The following is an 18,635-nucleotide window of genomic DNA, read 5'->3' on the forward strand; positions in this document are numbered from 1 at the left end:
AGATCCGCAATAGGGAGTAATCAATGACATCCGAGATGAAGCGCCTTCTGCTGGCGTCCACGCTCCTCATGGGTCTGCCGGTCGCAGCACAGGCCCAGGACAACACCGCCGCCGCATCCGGCGCGGAAGCCGAACCCGATAGCGGCGCCATCGTCGTCACCGGTTCGCGCCTGTCCAACCCCAATCTCGAACAGGCCGCGCCGATCATGGCCGTCTCCGCGCAGGAGATGAAGCTGACCGGTCAGGTCAACGTAGAGAACATCCTGAAGGACCTGCCGCAGATCCTGCCGGGCACGACCGCAGCATCGAACAACCCCGGCGGCGGCGTCGCCACGGCCGACCTGCGCGGCCTGGGCGCGGCGCGCACCTTGGTGCTGGTGAACGGCCACCGCTACGTTTCCTATGATACCAACCAGATCGTCGACCTCAACACGATCCCGACCGCGCTGATCGAGCGCGTGGACGTGATGACCGGCGGCAAGTCCGCCGTTTACGGTTCGGACGCGGTTACCGGCGTCGTCAACTTCGTCACCAAGCAGAACTTCGACGGCGTGCAGGCCAATGCCAACTATCGCCTGACCGGCGAAGGCGACGGCGCGACGTACAATGGCGGCCTTCTGGTCGGCAAGAACTTCGCCGACGGCCGCGGCAACATCACCGTTTACGGCGATTACACGCAGCGCAAGTCGATCCTGCAGTCCGGCCGTAGCTACACCTCCGTGGCACAGACGGACGACGGCGCAGGCGGCCTGACCGCCGGCGGTTCCAGCTCGATCCCGGCCGGCCGCATCGCGCTGGGCGGCAACAACTACAAGTTCGGCGAAGACGGCAGCTATTCGCCCTACACCTCGGCCGATGCCTATAACTACGCCTCGGAAAACTATCTGCAGGTTCCGCAGAAGCGCGTCCTGTTCTCCGGCCAGGGCCATTTCGACTTCAGCGATCACCTGACGCTCTACGGCGAAGGCCAGTTCATCCATAACAAGGTGAAGAACCAGCTGGCCCCGACGCCGCTCACCGGCACCTACTCGCTCGACACGGATTCTTCGTTCCTGTCGTCCGATACCCAGGCGCTGCTCTCCAGCTACGACACCGATGGCGACGGCTACACCTCCGCCTCGGTCTATCGCCGCTTGTCGGAAGTGGGCAACCGCGTCTCGAACATGGACAGCAAGGCCTATCGCGGCTTGATCGGTGCCCGCGGCCAGATCACCGGCAGCTGGAACTACGACGCGTACTTCAGCTATTCCCGCACCAAGCAGGTGGAGCGCCAGTACGGCAACGTCTCGGCCAGCCGCGTGCAGCAGGCCCTGCTGACTAGCTACGATTCGAGCGGCAATCTGGTCTGCTCGGACACCAGCAACGGCTGCGTCCCGCTGAACATCTTCGGTGCCGGCAACATCAGTCAGGAAGCGGCCGACTTCATCTCGATCGACACGGTGAACCGCTCCACCATCACCGAGAAGGTCGCCAGCGGCGCGATCACCAACGACAACCTGTTCGATCTGGGCGCCGGCGCTGCCAGCATCGCCTTCGGCGCGGAATACCGCAACGAACACGGCAGCTTCAACCCGGACGAGGCGCTCGCTTCGGGTGACGTGATCGGCTTCAACGCCTCCGAGCCGACCTCGGGCGGGTACAACGTGAAGGAACTCTTCGCGGAAACCTTCGTGCCGCTGCTGGCCGACAAACCTTTCGTCGATCGCCTTGAATTCAACGGTTCGTACCGCTTCTCGGACTATTCGACGGCGGCCGATCAGGTCAGCACGTTCTCGCTCGGCCTCGTCTGGGCGCCGGTCAAGGACATCAGCTTCCGCGGCCAGTTCTCCCGCGCGGTGCGTGCGCCGACCGTGAACGACCTCTACAGCGGCAGCGCACAGAACTTCGAGACGGCGACCGATCCCTGCTCGACCTCGACCGCGCTGACCAATGCCAACCTCAATGCAAGCTGCCTGTCCTCCGGCATCCCGTCGAACCTGATCGGCACCGAATACAACGGTGGCGACGCGCAGATCGACAGCTACAACGGCGGCAATCGCAACTTGCGCGAAGAGACGGCGTACACCTGGACCGTGGGCACCATGATCCAGCCGCGCGCAATCCCGGGCCTGTCGCTCACTGTCGATTACTACCACATCAAGATCGACAACTTCATCACCGCCGCCGGCACGTCGAACATCATCTCGGCCTGCTACGGCACCGCATCGAACGGGTGGACGCCTTACGACACCAGCTACTGTTCGCTGCTGCCGCGTGACAGCAACAGCTACACGATCACCGGCGCGGTCGATAACCTGTCGAACTCGGGCGGCGTGAAGACCGACGGCATCGACTTCGACATGCAGTACGCGATCCCGCTGGCCTTCGGCGTGCACGATTCCAGCAAGCTGACGCTGCGCATGAGCGGCACCCGCCTGCTGAACTGGACGTTCAAGCCGATCGCCGCGCTGTCCGACCTGACCGTGGACTGCGCCGGCAAGTTCGGCCTGCTCTGCGGCAACGTCTATGCCAAGTGGCGCCTCAATGGCCGCATGACCTGGGCAACCGACGGCAAGACCCTGTCGCTCGCCTGGCGCCACCTCTCGCCGGTCAAGGACGATGATTCCTCCACGGAATACAGCGTGGAGAAAATCAAGGCCTACGACTACTTCGACCTCACGGCGAGCATCGACGTGGCCAAGCGCTTCACCTGGAATATCGGGATGAACAACATGTTCAACAAGAAGCCGCCGATTCTGGGCGACAACCAGGAACAGTCGAACACCTATCCGACGACTTACGACGTCTACGGCCGGACTTTCTTCACCGGCATCACAGTCGATTTCTAAATCGGCGATCTTCCGATTTCGTCACGGGAAGGGAGCCGGGTCAAACCGGCTCCCTTTTCTTATGCCCGATCCGAAACTGTGTTTTGGACGGTTCAGACTACCCGGTTGCCAGACGGCAAAAGGCAAGTCATCCTCTCCGAAAAAGACGGCGACAAAAGTCGGCCGTAAGTTGGGAAGAGGACAAGACTGCTTATGAAAGCTGCCCGTGCCGGCGTTTCTCTTGCGAGCCTGCTTCTGCTGACGGCCACCGGCTGTTCGGAACTGAAGCCCGCCGCCGATCTTGGTTCCTGCTGGAACGTCAACTCCTCCACATCCGGCCCCGTGCAGGGTCAGGCCGTGCTGGTATCCAGCGTGGACGGCTTCTCGCTGCAGGCGCCCGGCTGCGACGATCATACCGGCCGCAACCGCTTCGAACTTTCCCGCGATGCCACCCAGGCGCTGTCCGGCGTGCTGGCCGGGCATCCGCGCTTCGTGACGTTCCGGTTCTCCGGCCACATCCTGCCGCGATCCGGCCACAAGTCGCTGTGGATCGGCAACCTCACCAATGCCGCCGCCAGCGACAATGGCCCGGCATGGATGCCGAAACTGCAGTAGATACGAAAAGGGGCTCTCCGCCACTTGGCGGAGAGCCCCCTTCTCTCAAGCGATCAGCCGCTGTTACCAGCCGGCCTTCTCGCCCTTGTTCTGCTCGCCCAGCCACTTCTGCAACGGCGCGAAGTAGGCCAGCATCGGCTTGGCGCTCAGCTTGTCGCTGCCGGTGAAAGCCTTCAGCGCTTCCGGCCAGGGCTTCGACATGCCCATCTTCAGCATGCGGTCGAGGTTTTCGCCCACCTTCTTGTTGCCGTAGAAGCTGCAACGGTGGAGCGGGCCCTTCCAGCCGGCCTGCTTGCAGGCGGCTTCGTAGAACTGAAACTGGAAGATGCGTGCCAGGAAGTAGCGCGTGTAGGGCGTGTTGCCCGGCACGTGGAACTTGGCGCCTGCATCGAAGCCGTCATCCGGGCGGGCCGAAGGCGGCACGATGCCCTGATAGTCCTGACGCATCTTGGTCCAGGCCTTGTTGTAGTCGGCGGGCTGGATCGAACCGTCGAAGATGCCCCAGCGATAGCGGTCGATCAGCAGGCCGAACGGCAGGAACGCCACCTTGTCCATCGCCTGGCGCAGCAGCAGGCCGATGTCCTTGTCGGCGCTGGGCACCTTGTCCTTGTCGAGCAGGCCGATCTGCACGAGGTACTGCGGCGTGATCGACAGCGCGATGAAGTCGCCGATCGCCTCATGGAAACCGTCGTTGGCGCCGTTGAGGTAGAGGTAGGGCTGCTGGTTGTAGGCGCGCTGGTAGTAGTTGTGGCCCAGTTCGTGGTGAATGGTGACGAAGTCTTCCGAATTCACCTTGGTGCACATCTTGATGCGCACGTCGTCCTTGTTGTCGATATCCCAGGCCGAAGCGTGGCAGATCACCTCGCGGTCGGCGGGCTTCACGAACATGGAGCGCTTCCAGAACGTTTCCGGCAGCGGCGCGAAGCCGAGCGAGGAGTAGAAGCCCTCACCATACTTCACCATGTCCAGCGGGGTCTTGCCCTTGGCCTTCAGCAGCGCGCCGATGTCATAGCCAAGATCGCCCGCGCCGGCCGGAGCCACCAGCGGGTAGATGTTGCCCCATTCCTGCGACCACATGTTGCCCAGCAGGTCTGCGCGGATCGGGCCGGTCTTGGGCTGCACGGCATCGCCGTACTTCTCGTTCAGCTTGTGGCGCACGTAAGTATGCAGCGCGAGGTAGAGCGGCTTCACTTCTTCCCACAGGCGCTGCGTTTCGGCCGAGAACTGCTCCGGCGTCATGTCGTAGCCCGAACGCCACATGGCGCCGACGTCGGCATAGCCGAGTTCCTTGGCGCCCTGATTGGCGATGCCGACCATCTTGACATAATCGCCCTTCATCGGCGCGCCGACGTTGTTGTGCCAGCTGGTCCACATCTCGGCGAATTCGGCCGGCGTGTGCGAGAGGTTGCCCATCTCCGCCTCGATATCCGAACCGTTGATTTCCTTGCCGTCCAGCGTGCCGCGGCCTTTGCCGTAAGCGGAGGCAAGACGGGTGGAGATCGTGCTCAGCTCATCGGCCGCGCCGGGCTTGGTCGGCGCGGGCAGGACGATGCCCTGACGCAGGATGGAGAGCTTGCGGGCGACATCGGGATCGAGGCCCGGAACGTTCGCGTACTTCGCTGCGGCGACGGCATAGGCCACCTGCTTCTCGGTAATCGCCGCGTTCGACTGCGCCGCCAGCGCGTCGGTATCGTCGGTGATATTGGTATAGTTCACCCAGTTGATGCGCGCATTGTCGACCGAGGCGGGGAACAGGTCCTTTTCGGCATCGGCGATGAACTGCGCGGCGCCGGCGGCGGTGACGGGATAGTCTGCCTTGGCTTCTTCGGCGAAGGCCGGAACGGCAAGGCCGAAGCAAAGCCCGGCGGCAAGCGCCGCGCGTGCGGTGGATGCGAATTTCATGGGGGTGCCCTCTTGGTATGTTCTGATGGCGCCGGAGACTAGCCGGGCTTCCCGCGAGATCAACCGTGTAGGGTTACGGATGCCGGATAATTCTCAATTCAAGCCGGCCGATGGCAGAAGAAGTGGTTCGCGCAAAGGCGCAAAGACGCGAAGAGCTTATTCCTTCTTTGCGCCTTTGCGCCTTTGCGCGAACTGAAAGGAGTGCAGGCGCATATCCTCGCTCCAACCTTTTCGCCGTCTCCGCCTGCGCGGGGACGACGAGGTTCAGTGGTGATGGAAGTGAGCTTGTCCCTGCTCAATCGAGCAGGAACGCCGCCATGGCCCGGCCCATGTCCTTGAATGTCACCGAGGACATGTGATTGCCCGGCGTCTCCACATAGTGCCCATCGGGCAGCGCCGCCGCCAGTTCGGGCGCGGAACCGTTGTCGTGATCGTCCTTGCCGCAGACGCAGAGCGTGGGCATCGAAACCTGCGCGATGGCATCGGCGGGCGTATCGTCCACCGACTGCAGCAGCAGTCGCGCCGCCACGCGGTCGATCTTCATGGACTTCATGAACGCCTGCGCCACGAAGGCCTTGTCGCCGCGTTCGATGGTGCCGAAACGGTCGATGGCATCCACGAAATGCGCCGAACGCCGCGCCCAGCCGGACAGGCCGGTCAGGCCCATGCCGCCCAGGATCAGTTTGCGCGGCGCCAGCCCCGCCAGCACGCCGCGCACCGATGTCCGCGCACCCAGCGAGAAGCCGCCAAGGTCGAAGTCGCCGAGGCCAAGCTGATCGACCGTCGCCTTCAGATCGCGCACCAGCACGTCGCCCGGATAGGCATCGGCGTCGTGCGGCGCGCCGCTCTGCCCGTGGGCGCGCAAGTCCGGCATGAACACCTCGAACCCGGCATCGGCCAGGATCTTGGCATTGCCGTACTTGATCCAGTTCACGTCCGCGCTGGAGAACAGCCCGTGCAGCAGCAGCAACGGCCGCGCGCCGTGATCGCCCATGACATGCACCGCCAGCCGCGTACCGGCATAACCTTCGAGATATTCGGTCTTCGCTTCGCTCACTGCAAATTCGCCTGCTTTACGGGATGGTCGATCATTCGGGCGATCACTCGGGCGGCTCCATGCCGGCCGCCTTCCAGCGATCGATCACATTGGGATTCTCCGCGCTCGTGTAGCCGGGCAGATGCCTTACGTCAGCCCATGCCGGCAGCATGGATTCGGTGGCATAGTTGTGCTCCGGCCGGAACGGCGTGGGATCGTCGAAACTGCCGACGGTAAGATCGATGGCCTTGGCGCCTTCCAGAAACTCGAACCCCAGCGGCGTGCCGCAGTGCGAACAGAACGGCCGCCGCGCGATAGGGGAGGATTGATACCAGTCCGGCTCGCTGTGCCAGGTCACGTTCTCACGCGGCGGATTGATGAAGGCGATGGAGACGCCCCCGGTCGCCTTGCGGCACATCTTGCAATGGCAGAGGTAGGCCTTTTCCGGCTCGACCTCGGCCATGTAGCGAATGCGGCCGCACTGGCAGCCGCCGTCCATGGAAACGGTCATACCGCCCTCCTCAGACGGGAGTCGGCTGGATCGGCCGGATATCGCCGATGACATGCGCCATGAAGTCCGCCTTGCCGAACTCCAGCCCCTGCATCCTCAGGATCGCGTAAGTGGTGATGAGGTGGAAATAGAGGTTGGGCAGGATCCAGTCGTCGAGATAGCGCTGGCCGGAAAGATCGAGGCACATGCCGATGGCCTCCAGCCGGATATGCCGCTTTTCCGGCATGACCAGCCCCTCGGCCACGCCGGCCTCCACTTCGGCCAATGCCGTGGCGAGCATCGTCTTGGCCTCTGCCCAGCCGCTCGGCGCCGTCACCGCGTTCGAGCGATCCTCGCCCCGGCACCAGCCGAGGAACAGTTCCGCCTGCGTCACCGTGGCGGCCACCTGCCAGCTCAGCGGATGCATGTCCGGCGCGACGCGTGCGGCGGCCAGCGCGTCGAGATCGCGGCCCACCCAGAGCCCTTCGGCCTTGTCGAGCATGGCGGACAGCGTCTTCAGGCGGCTGGCGATCAGCGTCAGCGCTTGCGTGGCGTCGGTATCGGGCATGGAATCCTCCGTTGATCGGGTGCGCCCTAGATGGAACCCATAGGCGGCCGCGACAAGCGCTCAGAGTCCGTTTGAAAATCCGCCGCGGGCGGATTTTGCGGCACCGGCCCTCTCCCCCACCCGACCACCCACGAGTGTACCCTGATGGGTGGTCGGGTGGGGGAGAGAGCCGGTGCCGCCGCAAAAATGCCCTCATGGGCATTTTTCAAACAGGCGCTCAGGCACCCTTACGCCGCTTGTGCAGGAAATGGCCGACCACTCCGATTAGCACCGCCACCGCGACCACGCCGCCGATCAGCGGCTCCAGCGCATGAATGCGCCCGAACAGCGCCTCCACCGCCTGCCCGCAGAAATAGCCGAGAGAAACGAAGACCAGCCCCCATACCGCCGCCGCCACGGCATTGATGGCAAGGAATGTCGTCGTCCGCAGCCGGGTGGTGCCGATCGCCATGGGGCTGACGGTGCGCAGGCCATAGAGGAAGCGGAACGCGAACGTGAAGATCACCGGATGCCGTTCGAACGCCGCCAGTGCTTTGGCGAAGGCGGGCTTGGCCTGCGCCTTCCTCACCAGCCCATGCCCGCGAAAGCGCCGTCCGATCAGGAAGAACAACTGGTCCGCCACGAACGATCCGGCCGACGCGGCCAGCACGGCAGGCCAATAGGACAGCAGCCCGCGATGCGCCATCAACCCGCCGAGCACGGTGACCGTCTCCCCCTCGAACCCGGCGCCGAGGAACAGGCCGGCAAGCCCGAAGCGAGCGATCAGGTGCTCGATCATCAACGCGCGCGGCTCCTGCAATCACTCCAATGGACGATGGGCAACATCACTTAATGGCCTTCCGCTGGGGGCCGCCCCGTATTGAGGCGGAGCATACGCCTTGGTAGAACCCCAAAACGAACCGCAATCCAGAGTGTTTCGCCATGAAACGATCGCTAAGGACTGCGGCCGTGACGGGGATGGGACTTTCGCTCGCGAGCTTTGCGCCGGATAGCGCGATCTCGCCTGCCTTGCTGGCCATGCTCGATCCCGGCCGGATTGCCGAAAATATCTGCAACGGGCAACGTGATGGCGCGCCGCTGATGCAGCGCCTGCTGATCTCCACCGCCGTCGCCGCTCCCGCCAGCGCTGGCCGGACGATCCCGCTCTATGACGACCTCACCCGATCCGGCTTCACGATTTCCACGCACGATCCGCAGGCGCAGCGCTATTTCAGTCAGGGGCTGACGCTGGCTTATGGTTTCAACCATGCCGGCGCGGTGCGTTCCTTTCGGGAAGCGCAGCGACTCGATCCCCAATGCGCGATGTGCTGGTGGGGAGAAGCCGTGGCGCTCGGCCCCAATATCAACGCGCCGATGGACGACCGCGACCGGGGCGCGGCGCTGGCGGCGATGGACCGGGCGATGGCGCTGCGCGGAAATGCCACGCCGGTAGAACGCGCACTGATCGAGGCTGTCGCCCAGCGCTATTCGCGTGATCCGGCCGCCGACCGCGCCGCGCTGGACGGGAATTATGCCGATGCCATGATCGCCGTCGCCAAGCGCTTCCCTGCGCAGGACGACGTGGCCGTGCTGGCCGCCGAAGCCGCGATGGACACGACGCCGTGGAACTATTGGCAGGCAGACAGGAAAACCCCCATCGGCCGCAGCGGAGAAGCCGTGCGGCTGGTAGAGACCGTCATTACCCGCAACCCGCAGCACGCGCAGGCGGCGCACCTCTACATCCACCTGCTCGAAGCCTCCGACCCCAAGCGCGCCGAAGCGGCGGCGGACCGGCTGAACGCGCCGCTGGTGCCCAGTGCCGGCCATCTCGTCCACATGCCCGGGCACATCTATCAGGTGCTGGGCCGACAAGCGGATTCGATCCGCGCAAACGTCGCTGCGGCGCGCGCGGATGAGGCCTATATCCGAGACGCCGGCGACAACGGTCTCGTCCGCTATGGCTACTATCCCCACAACGTCCATTTCATCGTCACTTCAGCGCAGATGGCGGGCGACATGGGCATCGCGATCCGTGAGGCGAAGCGGCTGCGCACGCTGCTCGATACCGAGACGTCCGCGCGGATCGCGTGGCTTCAAGCTGTCGATGCCGCGCCTTACTTCGCTATGGCGCAATTCGCCGCGCCTGCCGACATCCTCGCCCTGCCCGCGCCCGATGCGCGGCTGGCCTATGCCACGGGGATGCACCACTACGCCCGCGCCGTCGCGCAGGCTGAGCGCAAGGACCGCGCCGGGTTCGACCGCGAACTGACGGCCATGGCCGCGCTCAAGGCGTCCCCGGCGATGGCGGACATGGTGGCGCAGGGAATGCCCGCGCCGGACCTGCTGGCGCTGGCCGACCACGTCGCACGCGGCCGCTTCGCCGTCGCGTCCGGGCGCTATGGGGAGGCAGCGCAGCACTACCGCCAGGCCATCGCGATCGAGCAGCGCATTCCCTATCAGGAGCCGCCTTACTGGTACTTCCCGGTGAACCAGTCGCTGGGCGCTGCGCTCTACATGGACCGCCGCTATGCCGAAGCCGGCGCCGCCTTCCGGGCCGCGCTGGTGCAGACGCCGAACAATGCCTGGGCGCTCTACGGCCTGTCCCAAGCCGAGGAGGCGCAAGGTCATGCGGCCGAGGCGGCAGCGGCAAGGCAGGCCTTCGGCCGCGCATGGTTGGGCGATCCGAGCTGGCTGCGGATGGAGCGGATTTAGAGCAGTTCTCGACCCGGCTGCGCCGGATCCACTGCTCTAAGATTTTGGTTTAGCGCATTTTCCGAGTCATCAGGTGATTCCACCTGATTAGAAAATGCTTTAGCGCCCCCTCCCCAAATCCCGGACTTTACCGCGCGTGGTTGGGCCTGGTTGGTCGCCCCGTCCGTTCGGCCCACTCGACTATCAGATCGTCGTAGAGGTTCTGGTCGATCAGATCGTACTTCTCCGGGAAATTGGCGAAAGCATTCATGGCGCTCTTCACCGAGCCGGTTTCCATCAGTTCGCGCGCCATGGCGAGGTGGCCGACCGCCGCCGAAACCCAGCCCCACCCGGTGGAAAGCGTGAAGGCCGTGTTCGGCAGGTTGAAGCCCAGCGTGCAGACGGGAATCTTCATCTGCGGAATCACTTCGGCCTGCTGCTCGGGCGGGGCGCTGGCGAAGACGATGGCATCGGCCCCCGCCTCCGCATAGGCATGGCCGCGCCGTACCGCTTCCTCGATCGACCCGGTGCCGCCACCGCCATTGGCGCTGGTGTACAGTTCATCGCAGCGGGCGATGATGACAAGCCCGGAATCGCCCCGCGCCTTCACGCCCGCCTCGATGCGAAGCTGCATGTCCTCGATCGAGCAGAGGCCGTTCACATGCTTGGAATGCTTGGGATTCACCTCGTCCTCTACGTGGTAGCCGGCGATCCCGGCGGCGGCGTAGCGGCGGGTAAAATGGTAGGCATCGGCCACCGTCTCGCCCAAAGTATCGGCATCGACGATCAGCGGAATGTCGATGGCCTGCGCGATCCGCGCGGACTGGTCGATCATCTCCACTTGCGAAAATACGCCATTATCCGGCACGCCGTAGTGAAAGGCAGAGCAGGCATGGCCGCCCATATAGGCCGCCTTGAAGCCGACATGCTGGACAGCGCGGCCGGTCAGTGCCGAATAGGCTTCCGCCGCCACGAAATGCTCACCGCTTTCGATCAGCGCACGCAGCTTTTCACCCGGTGTCGGCATCGCATTGATCTCCCGTCATCGCGGCCCTTTGGCCGTCCTCGGGAAGCATGGCTGGCATGATCCGGACATACCGGCAAGCACATCGCGCCGCAGTCGCGGCGTTCATCGCCCCCGCATAAAAGAACACGCGGCGAGGCCGAAGCCGCGCCGCGTGCAGGAATGCAGGCAGGACCTGCTGGCAGGCTCCGAGGGAGAGCCTGCCCGGGTTGGTAAGCGATCAGAAGTTGACGGTGCCTTCCACGCCGAACGTGCGCGGCGGGTTGAAGTTGGCATAGTCCCCCAGCACGCCGGCATAGCTCTTCGCGCCGGTCTGCGGGTTGACCGTGTAGACCGAGTTGGCGGCCGAACGGCGGTAGATGTGGGTTTCGTTGAACAAGTTGCGGCTCCAGAGCGAAACCGTCAGCTTGGTGCCGGCCTCGGTCAGCGGAATATCGGCAAGCGCGATACGGCCGTTGACGATGAAGCTGCTCTGCGTCTTCGTGCTTTCATCCTCGAAGCTGTACTGCGGATCCGCGTAGGCCGCATCGAGGTGGAACTGCACGCTTTCGTCGCCCGCACCCACCGGGATGCTGTAGTCGATGAAGCCCGAAGCCGCGTTCTTCGGCGTGTAGACGATGAAGACGTTCTGATAGACCGGGTTGGTATCGGTGCTGAGGAACGGATTCAGCGTCTTGGGCACCTTGGTGTAGGTATAGGCGTAGGATGCGCCCAGCGACAGGTGATCAATCGGGTTGATGTTCAGTTCAGCCTCGACACCGCGGATCTTGGTGGTGCCCGGTGCGTTCAGCGTCTCCTGCGTGTGCAGGCCGTTGTAGGGGCTGGTGGGATCGTTGTTCACGTTGTCGAAGTCGACCTGCGTGCCCTTGCGATCCATGATGTAGCCGGCCAGGTTCAGGCGAACCTTGCGATCCAGGAACATCATCTTGGCGCCGGCTTCGTAAGAGTTCACCGTTTCGGGACCGAAGGCAGTGAAGGTCTGCGAACGATCGTTCGCACCGCCGGCGCGGTAGCCGGTCGAATACTTGGCGTAGAGGTTGATGTCCTGCGTCGCATCATAGGCCAGCGTGACCATCGGGTCGAAGCGGTCCTTGCGATAGCGGAAGGTGTAATCGACGACGGCGCCGTTCACCATGTCCAGCGTACCGTCGCGCTTGTCGTGCGTGTAGCGGCCGCCGGCGGTCAGGTGCAGCTGGTCGAGTCCGGCCGGGGTGTAGGTGGCCTGTGCGAAGGCAGCCAGGCTCTGCGCCTTGGCGTGGCTGTCACGCTGCAGGAACAGCGAGCTATCGTCCCAGCCCTGGTTGCCGGAAGTGACCGGGCCGGTCACGATCGGGCTGAGCACGGTGTAGCCGGTTCCGTCCGCGTTCCACAGGTTGGAGCTGGGCGTAGCCGCGTTCTCGTTGGCGTGTTCGTTGTAGTAATAGGCGCCGGCCACGAAATCGACCTGCGGCAGGCTGCCAACCAGCTGCAGTTCCTGGCTGAACTGGTGCTGATCGAGGAACGAGAGCGAATAGCGGCTGAACTTCGTGTTCGGCAGGAACACGGTACGCTCCGGGCCGCCCGAGTTGTCGTACTGGTCGGTGTCGACCTGGCGCCACGCGGTGATCGAGCGCAGGGTCAGCTGCGAATTGAGATCGTAGCTAAGGTTGCCCATCACGCCCTGCGTGCGATCGGTGCTGACCTGCTGCGGCACGCCGACAGCGGCCGTCTTCACGCGCTTGTCGCCCGTGACCTGAACGAGCGGCGAAAGCGGCGAGATCGTGTTGGGCAGCAGCTTGCCGCCGTTGCCGGCGATATCCGCGAGTGAGGAAACCGCGTAGCCGTTCGGGTTGTAGTTGACCAGCTGGCTGTACATCGGCGTGTTGTCGTCGCGCGACTTGTCGAACGAGATGTTCGCGGTGAAGCCGTCGACCGGCTTCCACTGGGCCTGGATGCGGCCGCCCACGCGGTCGTAGTAGTTCCAGCCCTTCTCGCTATCGAGCGGGTTCTTAACCGTGGCATCCTGATGCTGGTAGACGCCGTCCACCTTGATCGAGATGTGGTTGAATTCGGGGAAGTCGATGTGCGCTTCGCCGGTGCGCTGGCCGTAGTTGCCGATGCCGGCTTCCACGCGGCCACCGAATTCGCCGGTGGGCGCCTTGGTCACGATCGAAAGCGCGCCGCCTTCGGTGTTGCGGCCGAACAGCGTGCCCTGCGGGCCGCGCAGCACTTCGATGCGCTGCACGTCGAACAGCGCGGCGTTCAGGCCCTGCTGGCGGCCGAGGTAGACGCCGTCGAGGTAGACGCCCACGCCCTGATCGCGCGCGGTCTGGTTGGCGTCGAACGGAACGATGCCGCGAATGCCGACCGTGAGGGCCGACTGGCGCGCTTCGAACGTAGCGACGCGGAGCGAGGGCACGGTGCCGCTGGCAAGGTCGATCAGGCTCTGGACATGCTGCTTTTCGATGTCAGCGCTGGAAACGACGGCGATGGCGATCGGCGTCTTCTGCAGATCGGTCTCACGCTTGGTGGCGGTAACGATGATGGGCGCGCCTTCACCGGTATCGGCGGCAGCGCCAGCATTAGGGGCGGCATCGGGGGCAGCAGCGGCGTCTGCTGCGAACGCGGCAACCGGCATCTGGGCCAGCGCGACGATGCTGCAAGTGGCCGCCAGACGGATGGCGTGGCGAATCATTGTAAACTCCCTGAGACCCTTGGGTTTTCCTCGTGCAATCGCAGCACGGGGTCGCCCGTCGGAGCGACAGGGAGGCTGACTAGGCAGCGGTCAGGTCAGAACTGTGTTGCTTTCTTGGAAAATTCTTGACCAGATTGTGACAGGCCAAACATGAAAAATTTGACACGTGTGTGGCGAGCCTAGTGCCACTATGTGGCCAGATCATTTCTATCGAATTGCAGGATGTAATGATCAAATCCGGCGACATCGTGCTGACTTCGGGCGATTTGACCCATGTTAGCGCCATCCGCGACAACTTCCTGACCTTTGAGGCGGAAGTGACCGACGCAACCGAACTCTGCGCCCGCGCGCTGCGGGGCCCTACGTGGGCCTTCGTGGACTGGCTGCTGCCCGAAATGTCGGGGCTGCAGCTGTGCGGGTTGCTGCGTGATCGCATCAACGATCACCCGCTCCACATCACCATGGTACTGCCGGAACCCGATCCGCGCGCGCAGGCCCGCGCGCTGGAAGCCGGCGCGGACGATTACCTGATCGGCCCGCTGACGCCGAAGGCACTGGTGCAGCGCCTGCGAATCTACCAGCCGGTCTCGGCTGCGCGGAAGGAAGCGCCGGCGATCCAGATCGGCGAGCTGGTGATCCAGCCCGATTCGCACCTGACGCGGTACAAGGGCCTCGTGGTGCCGCTGCAATCGAACGAGCAGCGCCTGCTGAACCACTTCGCGCGCAATCCCAACCGCGTGTTCACGCGCGGCGAACTGATCGGCGTATTGGGCAAGAGCGTGGAAGTCTGTGACGAGCGCACTGTCGATTCGTGGGTCAGCCGCCTACGCCGCAAGCTGCGCACCATGCAGGTGCCGCACCTGCCGCGCACGGTACGTTCGTTCGGCTACGTGTTCGACAACATGGAAGCGTGAGATAGGCCCAGACGCTCCAGCGTGGGGATCAGTTCGTCGAAATGATCGATCACGGCCGTGGCGCCCAGCTCATGCGCGGGCTTATCGTTGAATCCGAAGCTGACCGCGACGCAGGGAATGCCTGCGGCAGCGGCGGCCCCGGTGTCATAAGTGGTATCGCCCACGAAAGCGGCGCGGATCGGCCTGTCGCCGCCGCCGGCCCGTTCCAGCATCAGTTCGATCAGATCGGGCTTGGGCTTGGCGCGACCGGGGCCGAGCGTATCACCGCCGATCACGGTGAAGAAGCGGTCCGCAATGCCCAGTTCGGCGAAGATCTCCACCGCCAGCCGCTCCAGCTTGTTGGTGACGATCGCCACTTTCACCCCGCGCGCGGCAAGGCCGTCCAGCATCGCCTCACCGCCGGGGTAGAAACGCGTGGTGTTGGCGATGTTGTCCGCATAGAATTCAAGCAGCGCGGCGTGGAGTTCGTTCAGCCGTTCGTTCGAAACGCCGCCGCCCGTGACTTCCAGCCCCTTGGCGAGCATCTTCTTGGCACCGCCGCCGACGAGGTCGCGCACCGTGTCCACGGGAATGGCGGGCCGCCCCTCGATCGCCAGCGCATGGTTGAGCGCCACGGCGAGATCGCCCAGCGTATCGAGCAGGGTGCCGTCAAGATCGAAGCCGACTACGTCGAAAGGGAACTGCGTCATCCGCCCTTCAGTGGCCTGACCCAATGAAAACCTCAACGTAGAAACCGCAACAATTTGCTGGCAAGTGATGAACATGGTCGAAAATTCCAATCCGCTCGCAATCGTCGTCCTCGCCGCTGGCAAGGGCACCCGCATGAAGAGCGACCTGCACAAGGTCCTTCATCCCATCGCCGGCCGGCCGATGCTGGAACACCTGTTGCAAAGCGCGGCCGCGCTTGCCCCGGCACGGCAGGTCGTGGTGGCCGGGCATGGCCGCGAACAGCTTGAAAAGGCGCTGGGCAGCCGCGCCACCATCGCGGTGCAGGACCCGCAACTGGGCACCGGCCACGCGGTGCAGCAGGCGGAAGCGGCGCTCACCGGCTTTTCCGGTGACGTGCTGATTCTCTATGGCGACGTGCCTTTCGTCAGCACCGAAACGATGCGCGCGATGATCGATCGGCTTCACGCTGCCGACGCGCCGGCCGTGGTCGTGCTCGGCTTCAAGCCGGAAGACCCGCTGCAATATGGCCGCGTGCTGGCCCATGATGACGGCCGGATCGTCATGATGGTCGAATACAAGGACGCGAACGAGGAACAGCGCGCCTGCCGCCTGTGCAATTCGGGCCTTATGGCGGTGAAATCGGCCGACCTGTTCGATCTGCTTTCGCGCGTCGGCAACGACAATGCGCAGGGTGAGTACTATCTGGTCGACATCGTCAACGTGGCCACGCTGGATGGCCGCACTTGCGCCGTGATCGTCACTGAGGATCCGCACGAAGTGGGCGGCATCAACAGCCGCGGCGAATTGGCAGAGGCGGAAGCCCGTTGGCAGGCCCGCCGCCGCGTGCAGGCCATGGCCGACGGCGTATCGCTGATCGCGCCTGAAACCGTGTTCTTCGCCTGGGACACGCAGCTTGGCCGCGACGTGACCGTGGAACCCAACGTGGTCTTCGGCCCGGGCGTTTCGGTGGCCGACGGCGTGACCATCCACGCCTTCTCGCACATCGAAGGGGCGACCATCGAAACCGGCGCAACCGTCGGACCCTATGCCCGCCTGCGCCCCGGCGCGCTGCTGCGCAAGGGTTCCAAGGTCGGCAACTTCGTCGAGATCAAGAACGCCGAACTGGGCGAAGGCGCCAAGGCCAACCACCTTACTTACGTGGGCGATGCCACGGTGGGCGCCAAGGCCAACCTCGGCGCGGGCACGATCACCTGCAATTATGACGGCTACTTCAAGTACCGCACGGTGATCGGCGAGCGGGCCTTCATCGGCTCGAACAGCGCGCTTGTCGCCCCGGTGAAGATCGGTGCCGACGCCATCGTCGCAGCAGGCAGCACGGTGACGCGCGATGTTGCTGATGGCGAGCTTCGCCTTGTGCGCGGCGAACAGCTGGTCAAGCCCGGCTGGGCCGACCGCTTCCACGATGCGATGAAGAAGAAAAAGGCCGAAAAGGCCGCAGGCGGAAAGTAAGGGACGGGAGGGCGGCTTCTGCCGCCCTCACCGTTCAGGTCAGGAGCCGATGGCCTGACGCTGGGCGATGAAGTCCAGTTCGGTCTTCGCCGCCGCGTTTCCGGCATCATATGAAAGCGACTGGGTGAACATCGTCTTGGCCTCGTCCAGACGGCCAAGTTCGATCAGGTTGAAACCCATGCCCCGCAGCGAACGCGCGGCGATACCGGCGTCCGGCCCCTTGGTGTCCTTGTCCACCACCGACCAGGCGCGCGCGAACAAGTCGTAGCTTTCCTGGAACTGCCGGCGGGACTTGAAAAGCTCGGCATATTCATTCGCATAATGCGCATTGTCCGGCGCGAGTTCGGTGGCGCGGCGCAGTTCCGCCTCGGCCAGATCGCCGCGGCCCAGATCGACCAGTGCGTAGCCCTTGCCGAAGTGCGCATCGCAGACGGCGCTGCTGACCATCACCGCATCGCCCGGAACGGCATGGTTGGAGGTCTTTTCCGACATGCAGAGACGCGGACGGGCATCGCCCGCCAGCCCCTGCTCATTGGCGGAAATCACCGAATCGAACAGCTTCACCGCCTTGCCGGGCTTGCCCGCGCGGATCATATCGAAGCCCCGGCTGACCGTGCCGACATATTCGGCATGGGCCGCGCTGCTGATCAGCGCGATCGGCGTGGCTTCTCCGGCCATTGCAAGCCCCGGCATCGCCAAAGCGGCGACGGAAACAAGCAACGAAACCGACTTCATCGTGAAGTTCATCGGCATTGTCCTCTCCCGATCGGACCTTCGCGCGCCAGTCTTCGCCGGGCTGTTTCATCGAACGGTCTTCGTCGAAGCAGGTAGAGTATCGGACGACTGCGGTTTGACAAGATGTTTCGCCGCACCCAGATCACGGCAAACCTTATTTCAACAATCGGAGTTTTTCATGCCCGCCAGCCCCTGGAGCCACAGCCGCAACGCGTCCGTGGCCGATGACGTCGACTTCGAAATCAAGGGGCAGGAACTCCAGTTCGTTGAAATTGAACTCGATCCGGGCGAGAGCGCCGTCGCCGAAGCGGGCGCGATGGTGTGGAAGGACGCACCGATCACCATGTCCACCGTGTTCGGCGACGGGTCCGAACAGCAGGGCGGCGGCTTCATGGGCAAGCTGCTCGGCGCCGGCAAGCGGCTGGTCACGGGCGAAAGCCTGTTCACCACCGTCTTCTCCCACGAAGGACGCGGGAAAGCCCGAGTCGCTTTTGCCGCACCGATTCCCGGGTCCATCGTGCCAATCAAGCTGGACCAGATCGGAGGACGCCTGATCTGCCAGAAAGACGCCTTCCTCTGCGCCGCGCGCGGCGTTTCCATCGGCGTTCATTTCCAGCAGAAGATCATGACCGGAATGTTCGGCGGCGAAGGCTTCATCATGCAGCGGCTGGACGGGGACGGCTGGGTCTTCGTGCAGATGGGCGGCACCGTGATCGAACGCACGCTGGAACCCGGCGAGGAACTCCACATCGATACCGGCTGCGTCGCCGCCTTCACCTCCGGCGTCGATTTCGATGTGGTGCGGGCAGGTTCTGTCAAATCCATGATCTTCGGCGGTGAAGGCGTGTTCTTCGCCCGCCTGCGCGGGCCCGGCAAAGTCTGGATCCAGTCCCTGCCCTTCTCCCGCCTTGCCGGCCGGATGATGGCAGCGGCGATGCCTTATGGCGGACAGAACCGCGGCGAGAGCACCCTGCTCGGCCTAGGCGCGCTGGGCGGGCTTGCGGGCATGATCGACGGGGACGACTAGAAGGCGATCAAGCCCTCGATCTCCGTTGAAATTC

Annotated in this window: 15 protein-coding genes; 6 read left to right on the plus strand and 9 right to left on the minus strand. The window is 64.1% G+C overall.

Annotated features, from left to right (window positions below):
- The first annotated feature begins 23 nt into the window (after positions 1-23).
- On the plus strand, positions 24-2,828 hold the full coding sequence (locus ACZ1JV_RS20585; protein ID WP_465150299.1) for a TonB-dependent receptor: 2,805 nt from the start codon (positions 24-26) through the stop codon (positions 2,826-2,828).
- A gap of 192 nt (positions 2,829-3,020) precedes the next feature.
- On the plus strand, positions 3,021-3,422 hold the full coding sequence (locus tag ACZ1JV_RS20590) for a hypothetical protein (RefSeq protein WP_465135593.1): 402 nt from the start codon (positions 3,021-3,023) through the stop codon (positions 3,420-3,422).
- A 63-nt stretch (positions 3,423-3,485) separates the two neighbouring features.
- Here the strand turns inward: ACZ1JV_RS20590 and ACZ1JV_RS20595 are convergent, their stop codons facing one another.
- The 5 genes from ACZ1JV_RS20595 to ACZ1JV_RS20615 form a co-directional block, all read right to left on the minus strand.
- Positions 3,486-5,324 carry a M2 family metallopeptidase gene (locus ACZ1JV_RS20595; protein ID WP_465150300.1) on the minus strand — a complete coding sequence of 613 codons (1,839 nt, stop codon included), beginning with the start codon at positions 5,322-5,324 and terminating at the stop codon, positions 3,486-3,488.
- Between the two features lie 295 nt (positions 5,325-5,619).
- Positions 5,620-6,318 (minus strand): alpha/beta fold hydrolase, encoded by a 699-nt coding sequence (locus ACZ1JV_RS20600; protein ID WP_465138555.1) that lies wholly within the window; start codon positions 6,316-6,318, stop codon positions 5,620-5,622.
- A 106-nt stretch (positions 6,319-6,424) separates the two neighbouring features.
- Entirely contained in the window at positions 6,425-6,871 is a 447-nt protein-coding gene (locus ACZ1JV_RS20605; protein ID WP_465150301.1) for a GFA family protein, read from the minus strand.
- Between the two features lie 10 nt (positions 6,872-6,881).
- Positions 6,882-7,418: a DUF1993 family protein gene (locus tag ACZ1JV_RS20610; RefSeq protein ID WP_465150302.1), complete on the minus strand. Its 537-nt coding sequence runs from the start codon at positions 7,416-7,418 to the stop codon at positions 6,882-6,884.
- Between the two features lie 217 nt (positions 7,419-7,635).
- Entirely contained in the window at positions 7,636-8,196 is a 561-nt protein-coding gene (locus tag ACZ1JV_RS20615) for a DedA family protein (RefSeq protein WP_465150303.1), read from the minus strand.
- Positions 8,197-8,375: 179 nt separating this feature from the next.
- Here ACZ1JV_RS20615 and ACZ1JV_RS20620 point away from each other — a divergent pair, with 179 nt between their 5' ends.
- Positions 8,376-10,109 (plus strand): hypothetical protein, encoded by a 1,734-nt coding sequence (locus ACZ1JV_RS20620; protein ID WP_465152616.1) that lies wholly within the window; start codon positions 8,376-8,378, stop codon positions 10,107-10,109.
- Positions 10,110-10,236: 127 nt separating this feature from the next.
- On the opposite strand, the gene ACZ1JV_RS20625 is transcribed toward ACZ1JV_RS20620, so the two are convergent.
- Complete coding sequence (locus ACZ1JV_RS20625; protein WP_465150304.1) at positions 10,237-11,115, minus strand: isocitrate lyase/PEP mutase family protein; 879 nt, start codon at positions 11,113-11,115, stop codon at positions 10,237-10,239.
- A gap of 217 nt (positions 11,116-11,332) precedes the next feature.
- Positions 11,333-13,786 carry a TonB-dependent receptor gene (locus tag ACZ1JV_RS20630; RefSeq protein ID WP_465150305.1) on the minus strand — a complete coding sequence of 818 codons (2,454 nt, stop codon included), beginning with the start codon at positions 13,784-13,786 and terminating at the stop codon, positions 11,333-11,335.
- A 227-nt stretch (positions 13,787-14,013) separates the two neighbouring features.
- On the opposite strand from ACZ1JV_RS20630, the gene ACZ1JV_RS20635 reads away from it, so the two are divergent.
- Positions 14,014-14,700, plus strand: a complete 687-nt coding sequence (locus ACZ1JV_RS20635; RefSeq protein WP_465135600.1) for a response regulator transcription factor — start codon at positions 14,014-14,016, stop codon at positions 14,698-14,700.
- Here ACZ1JV_RS20635 and ACZ1JV_RS20640 read toward each other — a convergent pair.
- Positions 14,673-15,389: an HAD-IA family hydrolase gene (locus ACZ1JV_RS20640; RefSeq protein WP_465150306.1), complete on the minus strand. Its 717-nt coding sequence runs from the start codon at positions 15,387-15,389 to the stop codon at positions 14,673-14,675. The genes ACZ1JV_RS20635 and ACZ1JV_RS20640 overlap by 28 nt on opposite strands.
- Positions 15,390-15,462: 73 nt before the next feature.
- Between ACZ1JV_RS20640 and glmU the strand changes: the two genes are divergently transcribed.
- A complete protein-coding gene (gene glmU / locus ACZ1JV_RS20645; RefSeq protein ID WP_465150307.1) occupies positions 15,463-16,839 on the plus strand; it encodes a bifunctional UDP-N-acetylglucosamine diphosphorylase/glucosamine-1-phosphate N-acetyltransferase GlmU in 1,377 nt (458 codons plus the stop codon).
- A 39-nt stretch (positions 16,840-16,878) separates the two neighbouring features.
- Here glmU and ACZ1JV_RS20650 read toward each other — a convergent pair whose 3' ends face one another.
- On the minus strand, positions 16,879-17,592 hold the full coding sequence (locus ACZ1JV_RS20650) for a tetratricopeptide repeat protein (protein ID WP_465150308.1): 714 nt from the start codon (positions 17,590-17,592) through the stop codon (positions 16,879-16,881).
- Between the two features lie 160 nt (positions 17,593-17,752).
- Between ACZ1JV_RS20650 and ACZ1JV_RS20655 the strand changes: the two genes are divergently transcribed.
- The gene (locus ACZ1JV_RS20655) at positions 17,753-18,601 is read left to right on the plus strand and encodes a TIGR00266 family protein (RefSeq protein ID WP_465150309.1); all 849 of its coding nucleotides are present in this window, start codon (positions 17,753-17,755) and stop codon (positions 18,599-18,601) included.
- Positions 18,602-18,635 lie beyond the last annotated feature (34 nt).

The sequence above is a fragment of the Novosphingobium sp. BL-S-19 genome, from assembly GCF_055521675.1.

Coding starts and splice junctions, on each gene's coding strand:
- ACZ1JV_RS20585 (WP_465150299.1), top strand. CDS start 24: ATGACATCCGAGATGAAGCGCCTTCTGCTGGCGTCCACGCTCCTCATG.
- ACZ1JV_RS20590 (WP_465135593.1), top strand. CDS start 3,021: ATGAAAGCTGCCCGTGCCGGCGTTTCTCTTGCGAGCCTGCTTCTGCTG.
- ACZ1JV_RS20595 (WP_465150300.1), bottom strand. CDS start 5,324: ATGAAATTCGCATCCACCGCACGCGCGGCGCTTGCCGCCGGGCTTTGC.
- ACZ1JV_RS20600 (WP_465138555.1), bottom strand. CDS start 6,318: ATGGGCGATCACGGCGCGCGGCCGTTGCTGCTGCTGCACGGGCTGTTC.
- ACZ1JV_RS20605 (WP_465150301.1), bottom strand. CDS start 6,871: ATGACCGTTTCCATGGACGGCGGCTGCCAGTGCGGCCGCATTCGCTAC.
- ACZ1JV_RS20610 (WP_465150302.1), bottom strand. CDS start 7,418: ATGCCCGATACCGACGCCACGCAAGCGCTGACGCTGATCGCCAGCCGC.
- ACZ1JV_RS20615 (WP_465150303.1), bottom strand. CDS start 8,196: ATGATCGAGCACCTGATCGCTCGCTTCGGGCTTGCCGGCCTGTTCCTC.
- ACZ1JV_RS20620 (WP_465152616.1), top strand. CDS start 8,376: ATGGGACTTTCGCTCGCGAGCTTTGCGCCGGATAGCGCGATCTCGCCT.
- ACZ1JV_RS20625 (WP_465150304.1), bottom strand. CDS start 11,115: ATGCCGACACCGGGTGAAAAGCTGCGTGCGCTGATCGAAAGCGGTGAG.
- ACZ1JV_RS20630 (WP_465150305.1), bottom strand. CDS start 13,786: ATGATTCGCCACGCCATCCGTCTGGCGGCCACTTGCAGCATCGTCGCG.
- ACZ1JV_RS20635 (WP_465135600.1), top strand. CDS start 14,014: ATGATCAAATCCGGCGACATCGTGCTGACTTCGGGCGATTTGACCCAT.
- ACZ1JV_RS20640 (WP_465150306.1), bottom strand. CDS start 15,389: ATGACGCAGTTCCCTTTCGACGTAGTCGGCTTCGATCTTGACGGCACC.
- glmU (WP_465150307.1), top strand. CDS start 15,463: ATGGTCGAAAATTCCAATCCGCTCGCAATCGTCGTCCTCGCCGCTGGC.
- ACZ1JV_RS20650 (WP_465150308.1), bottom strand. CDS start 17,592: ATGCCGATGAACTTCACGATGAAGTCGGTTTCGTTGCTTGTTTCCGTC.
- ACZ1JV_RS20655 (WP_465150309.1), top strand. CDS start 17,753: ATGCCCGCCAGCCCCTGGAGCCACAGCCGCAACGCGTCCGTGGCCGAT.